This is a genomic window from Candidatus Poribacteria bacterium (genome assembly GCA_021295755.1).
GTDB lineage: Bacteria > Poribacteria > WGA-4E > WGA-4E > PCPOR2b > PCPOR2b.
Genome location: JAGWBT010000028.1, coordinates 37,323 through 53,607, shown reverse-complemented (window position 1 = coordinate 53,607; position 16,285 = coordinate 37,323). Strand labels below are relative to the sequence as shown.

The window sequence follows — 16,285 nt, the reverse complement described above, 5'->3', positions numbered from 1 at the left end:
GTGTGTCTATACGGGAGACGGATATTCTCAAAGCAATGCGAGAATCCCAATCCTTGAGGGTTGGGAGTAGGTCAAAGATTACGCAGGCTAAAGCAAAAATGGCAACTTAGAGGAGTACCGTATGAAAGTTGCAGTGATTGGGTTAGCGGGCGTTGGTCGCGCCCATGTTGATCGGTGGGCGGGTAATCCTGACGCCGAGTTGGTCAGCGTATGTGACATCGTCCCACAAATTGCAGACGATTTCGCGTCACAGTACAGTGTCCAAGGATATACCTCTGCGGAGGCGATGCTGGATACGGAGGATCTGACGGCAATCAGCATTTGTACACCCCCGAAAATTCATCTCGCTTTAACACGCGCAGCGGCCGAGCGTGGCATCCACGTACTGTGCGAGAAGCCGATGGCAAGCACGGTTTCGGACTGTCAGGCGATGATCGATGTGTGCAAGTCCGCGGGTGTCGTTTTGCAGATTGGGCATAAGAAACGATTTATCCCACCACTCCTACGTTTGAAGGAACTGACGGAAGGTGAATTTGGACCGATTCAGTACATGGTTCACCGGTATCCGCATCCGGGGATGTCGAATAAAGATTGGTTCTGGGCAGAGGACGACGGCGGTGGACCTATCCTCGAAAACGCTGTGCACGCCGCAGACATTCTCGGCTTTTTGATGGGAGATGTCGAACGAGTTTACGCCGAGGGCGGGACCTTCTTTGCACCACATCGGAAGCCACAGATTGACTGTGCGATGTTCACGCTGCGCTTCAAAAGCGGCGCGATTGGGGTTGTTAATGCCGGCATGGTTTCGATGGGAGGGTTCAGTTTTGAGGATTTCTACGTCGCTAACGAAAACGGCGTCGCTGAAGTGACAGGCGGATTCGACCGCGTGGACACTTTGCATTATTCCTTCCGAAATGATCCGGAGACTTTGCAGGAGGAAAACTACCCGGATTTTGATTCTTTTCGTGCAGAGATTGAGCATTTTATCGAGTGCATTCAAACGGGGAGCGAACCACGGGCAAGTGGTGAAGCGGGTATGAAAGCGGTGGCGATTTGCCGTGCGGTGAAGCGGTCAGCAGAGATTGGGGAGCCAGTTAAACTGTAGGATTCAGAAGGAGAACTATGTTGAAGTAGTGTTCATAGATGAGACGATTATTTCTCGTCAGCAGTAGCACGACCTGAAGCAGAGGACACAGCAGTTTCAGTACTGCCAAGGGCAAGCGTAGAAATCCCTTGATCCTCTAGCAGCACGTGGCTTTGCACTTTGGCTGTATGCGCGGATTCGATGAGATCTTCAGTTTTTAATTCTTTGACGTAATCATCTAGTGTTTTCATAGCGACCTCGTCAGAAATCAAAACCTTATTGTATGCGAAGTATACCATCAAATGCGAGTACGAGTAAAGCGAAATTGAAATATCAAAGGAGAATCCTATGAAACTCACGCCACAACAGGTTGAACAGTTTCAAGAGAAAGGGTATCTCAAAATTCCACATCGCCTCATCGCAGAAAATCACCTCGATTTGCTGCGCGAGCATTATGATGCGCTGTTTGCGAAAAAACGTGGGACAAGCGGTGAGGGGTTGCGCAACCTCGCCGTCGTCGGTGAGGCGGAGCAGGACGAAACCGCAGACCGTTCGGAGGAGATGCTACAGATCATGGAGATGTGGCGCTATGATGAGATGTACCGTCAACTGCTCTATCACGAGCCACTATTGGACATCGCCGAGAGCTTGATTGGTCCTAATATCCAGTTGTTCCATGATCAAGCCCTCTATAAGCCTGCCCGCCACGGTGGCGAAGTGCCGTGGCATCAGGACAACGGCTATTGGCGTTGTACGCCGGCGAACCTCGTGAGTATCTGGATGGCACTCGACGATGCCGATGAAGAGAATGGGTGTATGAACGTCGTCCCCGGCAGCCATTTGGAAAGCGCGCCAGATCATGACCGCGCCGTATCAGAGAAGGGGAAACTTCCTGCGTTGCTGCAGGCAGACGTGGATGAAAATCGTGCGGCACCTATACCGCTCAAAGCGGGATACGCAATGGTGCATCATTGTCTGATGCTGCACCAGACCAATCCGAATCGGTCACAGCGCAGGCGCCGGGCGATGGTTATTCACTATATGCCGACCGGCACGCTTAACGGTAAGGGTGAGCCAATGACGGATCGTCTGTTGCTGCGTGGAGAGTTGTAGGGGAGCAATATTTATCCGGGACACGCCTCTGCGAACGCCCGCAGATGATTTTCGCCTAGAATCTTCCTGATTGATGCCGTCGAATAACCTCGCTCCAACAACGCTTCGGTAATTTTCGGAAACTCTGTCGCATCCCTGAGTTGTTCGCCGCCACCATCGAAATCAGATCCGATACCAACGTGGTCATCTCCGACCAGATTGACGATGTGATCGATATGATCGATATAACGGGAAAATGAGGGTGCATCGTCGTCAATGAACCACGTTACAAAGGTCGCACCGATGACCCCGCCGTTTTCGGCAATGCGCTTAATCTGTTCGTCAGTTAGGTTGCGCGGATGACCGCAGAGTGCTTTACAGTTGCTGTGGGAAGCGATTACAGGGCGTTCGGCAATTTCCAGCACATCCCAAAAGCCGCGTTCACTGATGTGGGAGACATCGACAAGCATCCCCAGTCGATTCATCTCTTTCACCAGTTGGACGCCAAATCGGGTGAGTCCACCACCGCTATCTGTTTCGGCGTTGCCAGCGGCCGCCCATGAGGTTGGGTCGTGGGTCAACCCAACAGATCGGACACCCAAGTGGTGGAGGCTTTTCAGGATGTTCAGGCTCCGCTCCACACCGTCACTGTTCTCAATGACCAAAATTGCAGCAAGTTTGCCCGCCGCTTTTGCCTCTCGAATATCTTCCGCTGTCTCCGCGATGATGATTTCATCGGCGTGCGTCTCGACCTCCGCCTTAAAAAAGCCGATGGCATCTAGGGCGTAGCTAAGATGGTTCTTCCACGCTCGCGTCACATCAATGGCAAAAAAGGCAGCGTCCACCCCACCTTGACGCATCTTTGGCAGGTTGATCTGGATATCCATCTGGCTAGCTACCCGGTCTAGAGGGCCACGCATATATGCAATTGTTCCATCGTGCCGGACGCGGTCAGGGGTCTCCTTATCCGCAATACTGACGTTTCCCCGACGGATATGCCCGACAATCGTATCGTTGTGAGAATCAATGACGAGGGCTTCATTATGAAAGTCGATAGACGACAATTCTGATGTCAAAGCTATGGTCTCCTTATCCTAGAAGAGGCTCCGGTTGAATCTTGCTATTGACGATTCGTTCGTCAAAATGGTATAGTAGTGGCCACCTTAATATCTGACTGAAGGGGAAAGAATTATGCCAACCGTTGAACCAACCAACTACAAGGCAGTCATCAAAATTGTTCGCGACTGGCCACCTGCTAGCCGCTTCTCACTCGTGCAAGATGTTCTAAAAACACTTGTACTAGAAGAAGTAGAAAAATCTCGATCTAAACGCAATACCTTGGAAAAGGCTCTCGGTCTCCTATCAACAAACCAAGCAGCACCGTCGGATGTAGAAGTTCAACAGTGGCTTGACGAACATCGTATGGAGAAGTACGGTTGATGCACATTTTATTTGATATCAACGTCGTGCTGGATGTCCTTTTGAAACGTAAACCTTGGGTCACAGAAGCTATAGCCGTTTGGCGGGCCAACGATGAGGGACAAATTATCGGATACATTTTGGCTTCCGCGATGACCGATATTTTTTATATTGCGCGTCGATTGGCTGGATTGGAAATTGCTCGTACGACGGTACGCACCTGTTTGGAAGCCTTCGAGATTTGTACAGTCGATCGTCAGGCTCTAGAGCAAGCGGAAGCATTGCAGGAATTGACGCGATTGTGACCCGCGACAAAGACGGCTTCAAGACTGCAACCATACCTGTCTGGACACCAGCGGAATTGTTGACTCAACTTCATTGAAGTACACAGATCTGATGGTGACAATCCCCTATCACACATCAGCCACCCGCTGTGCTTTCACCCGCCGTTTCTTTTTCGATTTCTTTGAAGTTGAAGCAACTCGCAACCTCTCCCTCCGCTGTTTTTCCTGCCGCTCTACCTTTTTTGCCTTCTCGGCTTCCTCTTTTGCTTGCATCGCTTGCCGCTTTTGCTCTCGAACGTGGGCTTCATACTCGGCGTAAGTTCCGAAAAATAGATTCGCCGTTCCGTTCTCAAAGATCAGCAGTTTGTTGACGAGACTGTTCAGAAAATAACGGTCATGAGAGATCATAAAAATGGTTGCCGGATATGCTGCCAATGCCTCCTCAAGGACTTCACGCGACGGTATGTCTAGGTGATTTGTCGGTTCATCAAGTAGGAGCACATTTGCATTTTCGAGGAGCAGCTTGGCGAGCATGACGCGGCTCTGTTCGCCGCCGCTGAGGTCGCCAATCCATTTGAAGACCTCATCATCAGAGAACAGGAACCGTCCGAGAAAACTGCGAATCTCGCCCTGTTTTTGTGTCGGACGCAACGCCCAAATCTCATCAATAATTGTGTTGTCTTGGTTTAGCCCGACAAGCTCTTGGTCGTAATACCCAAAATGGAGATTGTGCCCAACCTTCAACTTCCCTGAAGTCGGCAGTTCGTTTCCGAGCATCATTCGGAACAGTGTGGTTTTTCCAACGCCGTTGGGACCGATGACACCGACAACATCCTGACGATAGATTTCCATATTCATGTCCTCAAAGATCTGCTTATCGCCATATCGCTTTCCCAAACCCTGACACTGCAAGATGTCGTTTCCACCCCGTACATCCGGCGTGAAACGGAGTTTGATTGTTTTCTCATCGGTCTCTGGTTTCTCCACGCGTTCAAGACGGTCGAGCAACTTTTGCCGTCCTTGTGCCTCCCGTGTGCGTTGCCCAGCCATATTGCGACGGATAAAGTCCTCTTCATGAGCGATATACCGTTTTTGCTTTTTATATTCACGTTCCTGCGCTATTTTTTCAGTTTGTCTGATTTCGAGATATTTGGTGTAGTTTCCGGGGTACTCCGTGAGCTTGTGGTTTCGTAACTCGATAATCTTACGGGCAACGCGATCCAAAAAGTAGCGATCATGTGAGACGATGATGACTGCCCCTTGATATTCGGTATTCAGGAAGTTTTCCAACCATTCAATCGCTTTGATGTCCAGATGGTTAGTAGGTTCGTCCAGCAACAACAGATCGGGATCTTCGAGCAGCAATTTTGCGAGCGCGGCACGACTTTTCTGTCCGCCGCTCAAGACACCAGTCTTCAAATTAAAATCGCTGTCACGAAATCCTAATCCGCCCAGTGTTCGATTTGTTTGATACTCATAGTCGTAGCCACCCATGCGTTCGTGCTGTTCTTGCAACCGGGCATATCTATCTAGCAGATTTGGATCTTCTACCATCTCTTCACTGAGCAGCAGCATCTCATCTTCGAGGTCTCGCCGCTTCTGAAAGACTTTGAACATCTCTTGCCGGAGTGAGCAATCGGCTTCCAAATTGGGCTCTTGGCTCAGATACCCGATTTGTAGTCGTTTCGCGTACCCAATGTTCCCTTTGAAATCCTCGATTATACCGGCAACAATTTCTATGAGCGTAGTTTTACCAGTTCCGTTCTTTCCAATCAATCCAATCCGATCGCCATGTTCAATTGACAAAGAGACTTCGTCCAGAATGAGGTAAGGGTCATACGATTTTGTGACTTGGTCCAATCTGACTAATGACATAGAGATCCTTTGTATCGCAGAAGAAGAATAGGGGATCTATTTGAGGCGGGGGAGTGTAACAAAAGACTTTTGAGGTAGATTACTCCAGTTAATAAGCCTCATCCTCGTCGTAAAAATCTTCCTCATCCATGTATTCATCGTCGAGTTCTTCTTCCTCATAGTCAGTGTACGCATCGACATCCATCAATACATCAAGCTCCCTGGGACTCTCGATGCTTATCCGACAGATCCAGCCATCCCCCTCAGGCGAATGATTAATTAGATCCGGATCCTCATCCAGCGTGGTGTTGATTTCTTTAATCTCTCCGGTTGCTGGTGCATGGATAGGAAAAGTATTACCATCAGTCACTTCTACTCTGCCTAGCGGCTCATCCTGTTCATATTCATCGCCAACTGTGGGCAGCTCAACAAAGATAATATCACCATACTCTAGTTGGATGCGCTCGGTGATCCCAACGACCCCGTCGTTCTCTCCAACTTCAACCCATTCATGTGTAGTTGTGAATTTTTTTACCTCGTTCAAGATTATTCCTCCTGTATTGCTTAATGTCTACACACTCAAGATTCAATACCAATAGATTATACAGTTACAGGATCAATCACGTCAATATCAGCGTTGATTCCTCGCAGATTCTCTTGAAAGTTTTCAACTTCCCGTTGACGAATCTGCAGATGTACGGTTGCATGTTGATCATATTCGACGTTAATCACCTTTCCTCCTAATCTGCTGCACAGTTTGAGGACCGAACCAATCTGTTCATAAGGTGTCCTCACCTGTAGTGTCTTATAAAAAATCTGAGTTTCAATTTTTGCGCTCGCTAAACATTCCCTCGCACATCGACCATAAGCCCGAATAAGTCCACCGACGCCAAGATTGATGCCGCCGTAGTAACGGACGACGATGCAGACAACATTTGAGAGTTGAGACGCGGTTAGCGCTGCTAAAATCGGGGGACCTGCGGACTTTCTCGGCTCACCGGCATCAGTAGCATATTCGCGCTTTTCGCGCCCCCATCCGATACTGTATGCGCAGCAGTAGTGTGAGGCGTTGGGATATTTCTCTTGGACGAGTGCCAGAAATCTTTTAGATCTCTGTATCGTATCAACTGATGTGACAAGCCCAAAAAAGCGGGATTTCTTGACAACCAGCTTTGATTCCGCCATCCCAACGATCGTTTTGTATTCGTCTGACATAGTGGTTGTGATATGCGAAACGTGGGGCGTAATACGACAGAGCATCCGTGGTTGGTGGAGGTTAATCCATCATCTTAGTGCTGTCGTATCTCTCGTTTGTCACCGCTTAGATGCCTCTTTCTTTACTTTTCCTCAATAACGCTGCTCAATTGAAAATGAATACACCGATTTACCATTTTCGATGCGGACCTGCTCCCCGTCATTTCCCGTCGGCCGAATCTGCGGTGTATAGGCTACGTTTATATAAATCCCGCTAATCTGCAGGCCAAGACCCAATGTCAGTCCTTCAGTCTTCCAGAGTCTATCCTCGAACTCAACTTGCCCAGTTTCGAGACTGAGGACCGAGCCGAATCGTTTTTCGATGTGACGCAGATAACCTATCCGTCCACCGATGAAATCACGATACCAGACAGTTCCACCAAAGTTGGTTCGGACACCATCCTCAAAGGGTGGGTTCAGATCCAAACCAATCTGGATATCTACATTTCTATAATGGAATTGATAACTCCCGCCCAGAAGGACATCTCGGCGAATCCTATCGGGAATAGAGTTATCAGTGAATGATAATCCGTTACTCAAGTTTCTAATCACGGCACCGATGCGCAGGGATTCGCCTAATTGCTGGATTAGTCCTAAATTATAAGCGTAACCGTGTCCGATATGCCGATTGTTCTCGGCATCCTGTACTTTAGATCGCAGCCATCTGGCATCAGCACCGATAGCGAATCCTCGAAACAGTTTAACTGCATAACTGACTCCAACCGCAAAGTCAGTCTCAGGGAAACTGTTCGTCGCTTTTCCAAGGTGATTAACGCGGCTGAATCGTCCTTCATGTCCGACCGCGAAATCGAACCCAAAGCCTCCTGCGGCATCCAAAGGCTTGCTGTAGTTTATAACCTCAAGTCCTGATGCGCGAAGCGCGTATTGATTGTGATCCTCGTATCGTTCAAGATCGTTCAATTTTGTGATGATGGCAACAGTGCGCGGAAATCGTGAAATGTTTGTGACGAGACGGTTACTATTGATGAAACTAAGTCCGGCAGGATTGCTGTTAAGGGCATTTGTCCCCGAAATTGAACTGACAGAGTTATCCCCCAGCCTCAGGTGTTTTGCTGATGCAAGCCTTCTGAGGAACGTATTTGTTGATGCGTGAAACTCTTCGTTGACGGCTTGGGCTGAGGCGAGATTTGTCCCACCGAAGAGAAGTAACAGTGTGATAAGCACGACTGCGAAGTCATGTATTGCGTAAGACGCGAAACGTGAAAAGTCGTACGATTGGCTTTTATTCATATTTGTAGTTGCTCATCAGGGAGGTATTCGTGCACACAGATTCCCGGCACATTGACCTCAACAATATCAATACCTATAATCAATTTTCGTATGTTGCGCCTTTGATTCGTTGTATGTAGACAACCGAATCTTCAGTTTTTTGGGAGGGATTTTAATCTGTTCGACGATGAATCGCATCTGTCATTTGGGCAATTTGACACATTGCCTTTACATCGTGGACGCGAACGACATCTGCACCGTGGGCAATCGCCCACGCGACCGTCGCAGCGGTGCCTTCCACCCGATCATCCGGATTGGGCAGATTAAGAATCTTGCCAATGAATGATTTTCTGGAAGTACCAATAAGGATGGGCTTATCTAGGCTCTGAAACGCATCGAGACAGCGTAAAATCTCCAGATTATGTTCGGCGGTTTTACCAAATCCGATACCGGGATCAATCATAATCCGACCGGGACAAACTCCCTCTGCTTGCGCTTTATCAATCCGTTGTCGGAGAAAAGTCAAGACCTCAGGGATTAGATCGCTATACACCGGCGAGCGCTGCATTGTGCGGGGAACGCCTTTCATGTGCATGAGAATCAACCCAGCGCCCATCTCCATAACAACTCCCGCCATATCTGCGTCACTTAGCGCCGTAATATCGTTGACAATATGTGCGCCTGCTTGAAGCGCACTACGTGCAACAATGGGTTTATAGGTGTCAATCGAAAGCAGTGCTTCCGTTCCGTTTGCAAGGGCTTCAATCACGGGTAGGACACGGGCTAACTCTTCATCTGTGGAGACAGGTAAGGCTCCCGGGCGAGAAGATTCGCCGCCGATGTCGATAATGTCCGCACCATCTTCGATCATCTGGTGGGCGTAGGCAATCGCGCGGTTGGTATCGAGATAGCGACCACCGTCAGAGAAGGAATCCGGGGTGACGTTGAGGATGCCCATGATCCATGTACGTTCCCCGAAAGTAATCGATTTTCCTCGACAATTCATGATGCAATCGGAGAAAGTTGAGGACGGGGCCCAAGTATCTCTTCAATATCTTCTGTGATGAGTGTTTCGCGTTCGAGCAACTCATCAGCTAGCTTCTTCAACCCATCAAGGTGCGTTTCAATGAGGTTTCTCGCCCTATTATAGCACTCCATAACAATGCCATGGACAGCTTCATCAATTTCAATGGCTGTCTTGTCGCTATAATCTTGGTGATGCGCGATCTCTTTGCCCAAAAAAACCTGCTCTTCACGTCGTCCGAAGGAGAGCGGTCCAAGATCGCTCATGCCCCATTGCGTAACCATCTTACGGGCAATATCGGTTGCTTGTTCAAAGTCGTTCTGCGCCCCCGTGGTCAATTCACCAAAGATGAGTTCTTCGGCAACGCGTCCACCGAGCGCGGTGGTAATACTGCCAAGGAGATATTTTTTGTTGAAGTTACGACGTTCTTGAATCGGAAGCGCCACTGAAACACCGAGCGATCGCCCACGAGGAATAATGGTGGCTTTATAGTTCGGGTCATTTTCGGGAATAACGTGTCGCAATAAGGCATGTCCTGCCTCATGGTATGCGGTGACCCGTCTATCATCATCACTAATAATGAGGCTACGACGTTCGGGTCCCATCAGTACACGGTCTTTGGCCTCATCAAAGAAAATCATTTCAACAGAATCTTTGTCCTCTTTGGCTGCAAGCAAAGCGGCTTCGTTCACCATATTCTCGATGTCTGCCCCCGAAAAGTAGGGGGTCGCCTTCGCGAGTCTCTCCAAGTCCACATCTGGGTCCGTTTCAATGTTCGCTGTATGGACTTTGAAAATATCTTCACGCCCTTTGACATCAGGGAGGTCAACGACAATTTGGCGATCAAAACGTCCCGGTCGGAGGAGCGCCGGATCTAACACATCGGGGCGGTTTGTTGCAGCAATGAGAATCACACCCTCGGAAGTATCGAATCCATCCATCTCCACGAGAAGCTGGTTTAAGGTCTGTTCGCGCTCATCATGCCCACCACCGATGCCTGCGCCACGATGTCGTCCAACGGCATCTAGTTCGTCAATAAAGATGATGCAGGGTGCATTCTTCTTTCCCGTCTCAAACAGATCCCGAACCCGGGAAGCACCGACCCCTACAAACATTTCAACGAAATCGGATCCGCTGATACTGTAGAATGGGACATTAGCTTCCCCGGCGACAGCACGCGCAAGTAAGGTTTTTCCGGTGCCCGGCGGTCCCATCAACAGAACCCCTTTTGGAATACGTCCACCGAGTCGCTGAAATTTCTTCGGATCTTTCAGGAACTGGATTACTTCTTCTAGCCCTTCTTTCGCCTCATCGCAGCCAGCGACATTGGCAAAGGTAATTTTCGATTCGCTTTCAGAATGAAGCCGAGCGCGGCTTTTTCCAAACGATAACGCTCGATTACCTGTGCCTTGCATCTGCCTTGAAATGAAGATCATGATCCCTAGGAAGAGCAAGATCGGCAAGATTGTCGAACCGAAGATTACAATCCACTGGGGAACAGCCGATGAACGTTCGTTATCAAATGGAATTTGGTACTCAACAAGTTTTTCTTGAAGTGGGTATTCAGAGTAAATATCACGACTGGTCCGAAATTCCTGAAACGTTGCTGGTTCTCCTCTACCTCCACGCATTTCATCCAGATCTAGAATGGGCTGTGGATCCTTGAATTTTCCTTTGATCCACTCTTTACCGATTTCGATTTTTCCTTCAAATAGGTCCTTGCTATTTGGTTGTCGCAGATAGGCATAAAATTCCGATGCCGCAAGCTGATGTACCTTTTCCTTACCTGAACTTAAAAAGTGGTACATGGCATAGGCAACAAATGACGCCATAATCAACCAAACCACAATACTTTTCGCACTCTTATTCACAGCACTTAACCTCTCTTCTATATCTACAAAAGATTCCGGGTGATACTTAGGGAGTGACGTTTCTTGATGGCTAAAAGTTTATTTTTCTTGAATCAATATCACTCCGCGCAGCTGAAGTATACCAAATCTACCTCTAAATATCAAGTCAGTTACCCCTCCCTAAAGGATTGAGGCTTGTTGCCCGTTTCCCGGGACTTACAAGGTTTCGCGCTTCTGTTCCCGATAAATCGGGATTTTTCGGGGGTGTTTGCTACCACCGCACCTCCACGCAAGGCGACAGTCGCCTTTTTGATGTTTATCGCAGCATTGTGGTCACGGTCTAACTGGAGACCACAATCTGGACAATTAGGTATTCTAACGGATAGTGATTTCTTGACAACCGTATCACAACCTGAGCATTTCTGAGAGGTATCCTTGGGATTCACTTTCGTCAACAAGGTGTTAGGTGATTGGCTTGTATCTTGTAACTCAAGGATTCGCCATGCTTTTGGTAGGCTTGTTTCCACATAGCCAGAGCTTGGTTGTAAAGCGTTTGACATCCTTCAAGAATAGCATCAAGCGTCTTACGTTGTTTAGTCGTCGGATAGATTCGGTATTGGTATGTTTTAACCATTGCGATTCAACTTTCTGGTTCCGCAAACACTCTTCCACAAAAGCCAATGCGATTGTACCCGATTCACACTGTTTTTTTCAACAAAAAAGAGGTGCAATTTCCTCCCCGCTCTAAAGAACGGAATCTCCACTGAGGAGATTTGATAACCCAAGTATCCAAGTAGGGAACAACGATTGCTGTTCCCTACGTTTTGGTTTAGATTCAGAGGGAGTTTCAGTAAGCGCACTAACTCTCCTTACGCCACAATTGCTAGCGCACGGACTTCACCGAATTCATGTGAAAGCTTGGACCACGACGCACCATCATCGGCGCTGCGGAAAAGCTGACCGTTGACGCTACAAGCGAACAACCAGCCGGGCACCTCCGGCTGACGTGCCAAACACCAGATTGTGCTGTTGGCTGTCAATCCAAGATCGGCGCGTTCCCACGATTTGCCGAGGTTATCGGTGTAGAACAGTCCGCCTTCATCTCCAGGAGGACCGTTTCCGGCTCCAATATAAACTCGGCCTGTACCGTTCATCGGAACATACATCGCCGCGCGACAATAGGGCCAAGGGAACCCGTCCCCGACACTGAGTGGTGTCCATTCGTTCATGTCTGTCGTAACACATACATCGTTATTTGTCGCAGCAACGAGTGCCTTGCGATCGCCGGGGACAACCGTCAGCCCATGAATGTCAAGGCTGCTTAGTCCATCACTTCGCTCTACCCATGTCTCACCCCCATCGGTGGAGAGACGTAACCCGTCAATCTCAATCCCTGCATAGATGGTCTGATCATCTTCCGGATCAATTGAGATCGACGTTACGCGCGGTATGATTGGCACACCCTCGCACTCCTCAGCAAGCTCAACATCCAACCGGTTCCATGTATCGCCCCCATCACTTGATTTGAAAAGGGCGGACGGACAGGTACCTGCGTAGAGAATATCGGGGTTATTGGGGTTGATTGCAATTGCCCAGATTTGGAGCCCATCCATAGGGGAATTGATCTGTTCCCAATCATCTCCACCATTTTGTGTGCGGAAAATGCCGGTTTCTGTTCCTGCAAAGAGAATTGATGAATCATTGGGATTTGCAGCGAGGGCACGAATATCAGCTTCCGGAAACATTCCGCTACTTGCTCGATCCCATGAATCACCACCATCATTGCTGCGCCATACACTTTGACCTACTGTTCCTGCGTAAAAAGTTGGTGTTGCCATGTGTAACCTCCTTGAATCGTAAAGCGTGATGCGTAAAAGGAAAACGACAGAACCTATCTTTTAAGCACTGGTTCTGTTTGTTTTAACATCTACTCGTTGTGTTTTTGTAGTTCACCGGATCCAACCGATTCCCCCAAGAAGAAAATCTCCCATCGGATGCTTTCAGGGGTGACCTCCGGAGAAAGATAAAGCGAATATGTGTAAATCGCTCCATCTTGTACAACTTTCATTGGGGTTGCTGATATAATGCGTTCTGCATTTTGCGCAACTGTGATTTGTGGCGGACTGCCACCAATTGAGTGATTTGGAATGGCGATGATATCCCAATATCTTGGATGAACAGGATTGGGCAAGACTGTTGCGTTAAACTCTACCTTTTCAATAATCTGCTGGGCGCCATAGGTGTAAGATGATATGTTGTGTCCTGATAAATCGTGATCGGGCTGGACACTTGGGATAAGCGTGACTTTCCCGACCTCCTGCCCAAAATCTAGGATAAATAGACTCCCTTTTCCCATCTCAGTCAACGACATATCGTGCACTGTCATCGGTTGTTCGCCTTGAAACTCAATTACTTTGACATCATAAGGGAGAAGATCATCGCCTTCAAAGGCAAGACTCAGACTACCATTCTTAGCGTTAGGGTAGAAGGGAATATAGTCTGATGCATAGCCAGCAAGTACGTTGTTTTCAACAGACACAGGATATGAGCGATGCTCACGGTGGTACCGGAGCCTTAGTTGCTCATTCTGATAACCGTACCGCCCATCGGCAAATTCGGTATCATCTAGATAATTCGCGACCTTCCAATCGGCATAGATAACGGGGAACGCCGCTTCTACACCACGCGAGTGCAAGGCATTATTGATGCCGGAGATTCCGTTTGCTCGATCTTTCACGATTGCGGCGATTGTTTGTGAACCGCCGTAGTGTTCATGGAGATAAAGCATCCATAAGTAGACTGCACCGTAATGAGCGAGTTGGCTGCGCGCTCCTTGGGGCCAATCTATTAGCGAGATACGCGGATTCTGTTGAAATGATGAGATATGGCTTCTTACTCGATAGCCACAAACGAACATAGCGTATTCAGCACAGCCTTCATTGACCCAGATTGCTTCATCTACATCATGCCGCCAGTGGATGAGATGCTCAAATTCGTGGGCAAGCACACCGAAGGCTTTCTCGCTCCCTGCGTTTAGGGGATCGGTGTCCAGATAGAGCATATCGAGTTCGTTGCTACGCACCGGAATACCTATCTCCGGGTGTCTCAGAATGCCTCGGTGCTGGTTCACGGGGCTGAAAAACCCTGCGACGAAATTGCTGCCTCGTGTTGCTTTGTCACGGATATTCAATAAAAGCAAATAGATTCGCTTATCGCCATCAATATCTGGCGGTGCCCCAAAAAGCTCCGTTTCGATTTCATAGATCCCACGATTTGAATCAGCCGGTGTCGTTTCATCAAATGCACGGCGCACGGAGCGAACTGTTTGTTCATTCACTGTTCGTAACCACTGCGAATCCTCAACGAAGATGTAACAGAACTCACCAATCGCTCGCAATGTAGCTTGAACGATATATTGTTCGTGGGTGTTAAAATTGACCGAGAAGAAATCCCTGCGATCTCCGAGTGTCAGTTGACGTGCATTTGGTTGAGCAGGTGCAGAAGGAACTTCAGAAGCCTCCTTGAGGATAGACCCAAAGTGTTCATAAAAATAGGGAGTGCCATCGATCCAACCATAAGCGGTCGACACTCCCAGCAGAACGTAAAGCGTAATCCGTAAAACGTGAAGCGTGAAACGTGAAACAGATTGTCTATTCCATATACCCTGAATAAACCCATGGACCCATGAACTCATGAACGCACCATTTCCCCATTTTCTCATTTTCCCATGTCCTCATTTTTCGGAGTTCACTCCTGTCCATGCTTTTTCAGTTTCTCTAGAATCGTGGTATCACCGGGTGATAGTTGAATCGCTTTTTGCCACGCTGCAACTGCTTCCTTCTTAAGTCCTTTTTTTAGATAAACCTCTCCTAGATGATCTTGGACTTCTACACTATTCGGCATGTAGATAACGGCTTTTTCGAGTTGTTTCAATGCGTCATTCAACTTGCCCTGCTTGAAATATGCCCAACCGAGGCTATCCAAATAGGCACCATTTGCTGGAGATTTTTTCAAAGCTTTCTGGATTAGTTTCACAGCTTCGTCTAAGTTGGTTCCAAGTTCGGCAAAGAAATATCCGAGCGCGTTGTAAGCCTCTTCACGTTCGGGTGAGAGCGCAATTGTTGTTCTGAGATAGTGTTCCGCTTGTTCAAAATTCCCAATCTCTTGGTAAGCAATTCCGAGCCAGTAGTTTGCATCAGGGTTATTGGGAGTTGTTTCTAATGCTTCCTTTAAAATTTCAATTGCCTCGTTTTCCCGCTCCAAGACGACGTAGAGGCTCCCAAGACGTGCCCGGAACTGTGCTAGCAAATCATTGTCGTGGTCGTGTTTGTGATTAGCAGGTGGGGCTAGTCGTTGCAGTTGAGAATAAGAGTAAATTGCTTTCTGGAGGTTTTCTGCTGCAGCCTCTAACTGGTCTTCTTGATATAACCGATCGTGCTGCTCAACACCCAATTTCCACAGTGCGTCATGTGCTCGCCATAGGTCGCGGTTGATTTTGATTGCACGTTCGTAAGTGGTGATTGCTTCCTGTTTATCCCCCAACTGGTTATAGAGACTGCCCAACCGTAGATAATACAGCGGCTGATAGGGCATGATACGAATCAGCTCTTTGAAAGCGTTCGCAGCAGATTGGTAGTCTCCCATCTGTTCCCCAATGTCGCCAAGGTAGTTATACGCGCTGAACGGCCGTCCATTTTTCTCAAATCCGTAATGATCGGGATCTAGTTCGACGACTTTTTGGAATGTCGCAACAATATCATCCCATTTATCTTTGTGCTTTGCATTTCCGTATCGCCAAATCATAACCTGTCCGAGCAGGTAATAGGGCATTGGTTCTCCAGGGGCAATTTCAATCGCTCTCCGGCAGTGTTCCTCCGCAGCTGGAAGGTCGAACATCTCCATGCTAAGGCGCGCCAATTGAGTATGGACAAAGGCGGAAGCTTCATGTTCACGCAGAATCTGTTGATACTCTTTTTTTGCAGGGGACAGTTTAGCCGTTACCCGGAAATAGGTGGCGGAGATCAAATGGGCATAAACCCGCATCGCACGTTTATATTCGGGACCCAATGGCTTATCAACGACCCGAACGTTGTCCACCATTGACTCTGATGCTGCTGCGTCAGAAGCGTTCAGTTGTGCATTTAAGTTCACCACTATCAGGGTAGCGAGCGATATCGCTGATAGACGTATCATA

17 protein-coding genes are annotated in these 16,285 nt (G+C 48.3%); 4 read left to right on the top strand and 13 right to left on the bottom strand.

Features of this window, described 5'->3' with window-relative positions:
- Positions 1 to 121 precede the first annotated feature (121 nt).
- Positions 122 to 1,105 (top strand): Gfo/Idh/MocA family oxidoreductase, encoded by a 984-nt coding sequence (locus tag J4G02_05730; GenBank protein ID MCE2394079.1) that lies wholly within the window; start codon positions 122 to 124, stop codon positions 1,103 to 1,105.
- 47 nt (positions 1,106 to 1,152) lie between these two features.
- Here J4G02_05730 and J4G02_05725 read toward each other — a convergent pair whose 3' ends face one another.
- A complete protein-coding gene (locus J4G02_05725; GenBank protein ID MCE2394078.1) occupies positions 1,153 to 1,335 on the bottom strand; it encodes a hypothetical protein in 183 nt (60 codons plus the stop codon).
- 97 nt (positions 1,336 to 1,432) lie between these two features.
- Between J4G02_05725 and J4G02_05720 the strand changes: the two genes are divergently transcribed.
- Positions 1,433 to 2,197 carry a phytanoyl-CoA dioxygenase family protein gene (locus J4G02_05720; protein ID MCE2394077.1) on the top strand — a complete coding sequence of 255 codons (765 nt, stop codon included), beginning with the start codon at positions 1,433 to 1,435 and terminating at the stop codon, positions 2,195 to 2,197.
- Between the two features lie 11 nt (positions 2,198 to 2,208).
- Here the strand turns inward: J4G02_05720 and J4G02_05715 are convergent, their stop codons facing one another.
- A complete protein-coding gene (locus J4G02_05715) occupies positions 2,209 to 3,252 on the bottom strand; it encodes a dipeptidase (GenBank protein ID MCE2394076.1) in 1,044 nt (347 codons plus the stop codon).
- A 115-nt stretch (positions 3,253 to 3,367) separates the two neighbouring features.
- On the opposite strand from J4G02_05715, the gene J4G02_05710 reads away from it, so the two are divergent.
- Both J4G02_05710 and J4G02_05705 read left to right on the top strand, forming a co-directional pair.
- Positions 3,368 to 3,616 carry a hypothetical protein gene (locus J4G02_05710; GenBank protein MCE2394075.1) on the top strand — a complete coding sequence of 83 codons (249 nt, stop codon included), beginning with the start codon at positions 3,368 to 3,370 and terminating at the stop codon, positions 3,614 to 3,616.
- Complete coding sequence (locus tag J4G02_05705; protein MCE2394074.1) at positions 3,616 to 3,900, top strand: hypothetical protein; 285 nt, start codon at positions 3,616 to 3,618, stop codon at positions 3,898 to 3,900. The genes J4G02_05710 and J4G02_05705 overlap by 1 nt, the downstream gene beginning before the upstream one ends.
- A gap of 108 nt (positions 3,901 to 4,008) precedes the next feature.
- Here J4G02_05705 and J4G02_05700 read toward each other — a convergent pair whose 3' ends face one another.
- The 11 genes from J4G02_05700 to J4G02_05650 all read right to left on the bottom strand — a co-directional run bounded on the left by J4G02_05700 (position 4,009) and on the right by J4G02_05650 (position 16,284).
- The gene (locus J4G02_05700) at positions 4,009 to 5,754 is read right to left on the bottom strand and encodes an ABC-F family ATP-binding cassette domain-containing protein (protein ID MCE2394073.1); all 1,746 of its coding nucleotides are present in this window, start codon (positions 5,752 to 5,754) and stop codon (positions 4,009 to 4,011) included.
- A gap of 88 nt (positions 5,755 to 5,842) precedes the next feature.
- Positions 5,843 to 6,277, bottom strand: a complete 435-nt coding sequence (locus J4G02_05695; protein ID MCE2394072.1) for a glycine cleavage system protein H — start codon at positions 6,275 to 6,277, stop codon at positions 5,843 to 5,845.
- Positions 6,278 to 6,333: 56 nt separating this feature from the next.
- Entirely contained in the window at positions 6,334 to 6,948 is a 615-nt protein-coding gene (locus J4G02_05690; GenBank protein ID MCE2394071.1) for a YigZ family protein, read from the bottom strand.
- A 132-nt stretch (positions 6,949 to 7,080) separates the two neighbouring features.
- Positions 7,081 to 8,238, bottom strand: coding sequence for a hypothetical protein (locus tag J4G02_05685; protein MCE2394070.1), 1,158 nt, complete (start codon positions 8,236 to 8,238; stop codon positions 7,081 to 7,083).
- Between the two features lie 151 nt (positions 8,239 to 8,389).
- Complete coding sequence (gene folP, locus J4G02_05680; GenBank protein ID MCE2394069.1) at positions 8,390 to 9,223, bottom strand: dihydropteroate synthase; 834 nt, start codon at positions 9,221 to 9,223, stop codon at positions 8,390 to 8,392.
- A complete protein-coding gene (gene ftsH, locus J4G02_05675; GenBank protein ID MCE2394068.1) occupies positions 9,220 to 11,088 on the bottom strand; it encodes an ATP-dependent zinc metalloprotease FtsH in 1,869 nt (622 codons plus the stop codon). Before ftsH ends, folP begins: the two co-directional genes overlap by 4 nt.
- Before the next feature lie 173 nt (positions 11,089 to 11,261).
- Positions 11,262 to 11,537: a transposase gene (locus J4G02_05670; protein MCE2394067.1), complete on the bottom strand. Its 276-nt coding sequence runs from the start codon at positions 11,535 to 11,537 to the stop codon at positions 11,262 to 11,264.
- Positions 11,538 to 11,542: 5 nt separating this feature from the next.
- A complete protein-coding gene (locus J4G02_05665) occupies positions 11,543 to 11,725 on the bottom strand; it encodes a helix-turn-helix domain-containing protein (GenBank protein MCE2394066.1) in 183 nt (60 codons plus the stop codon).
- A gap of 235 nt (positions 11,726 to 11,960) precedes the next feature.
- On the bottom strand, positions 11,961 to 12,929 hold the full coding sequence (locus J4G02_05660) for a hypothetical protein (protein ID MCE2394065.1): 969 nt from the start codon (positions 12,927 to 12,929) through the stop codon (positions 11,961 to 11,963).
- A gap of 89 nt (positions 12,930 to 13,018) precedes the next feature.
- A complete protein-coding gene (locus J4G02_05655; GenBank protein MCE2394064.1) occupies positions 13,019 to 14,812 on the bottom strand; it encodes a hypothetical protein in 1,794 nt (597 codons plus the stop codon).
- 26 nt (positions 14,813 to 14,838) lie between these two features.
- Positions 14,839 to 16,284, bottom strand: a complete 1,446-nt coding sequence (locus J4G02_05650; GenBank protein MCE2394063.1) for a tetratricopeptide repeat protein — start codon at positions 16,282 to 16,284, stop codon at positions 14,839 to 14,841.
- Position 16,285: the final 1 nt, after the last annotated feature.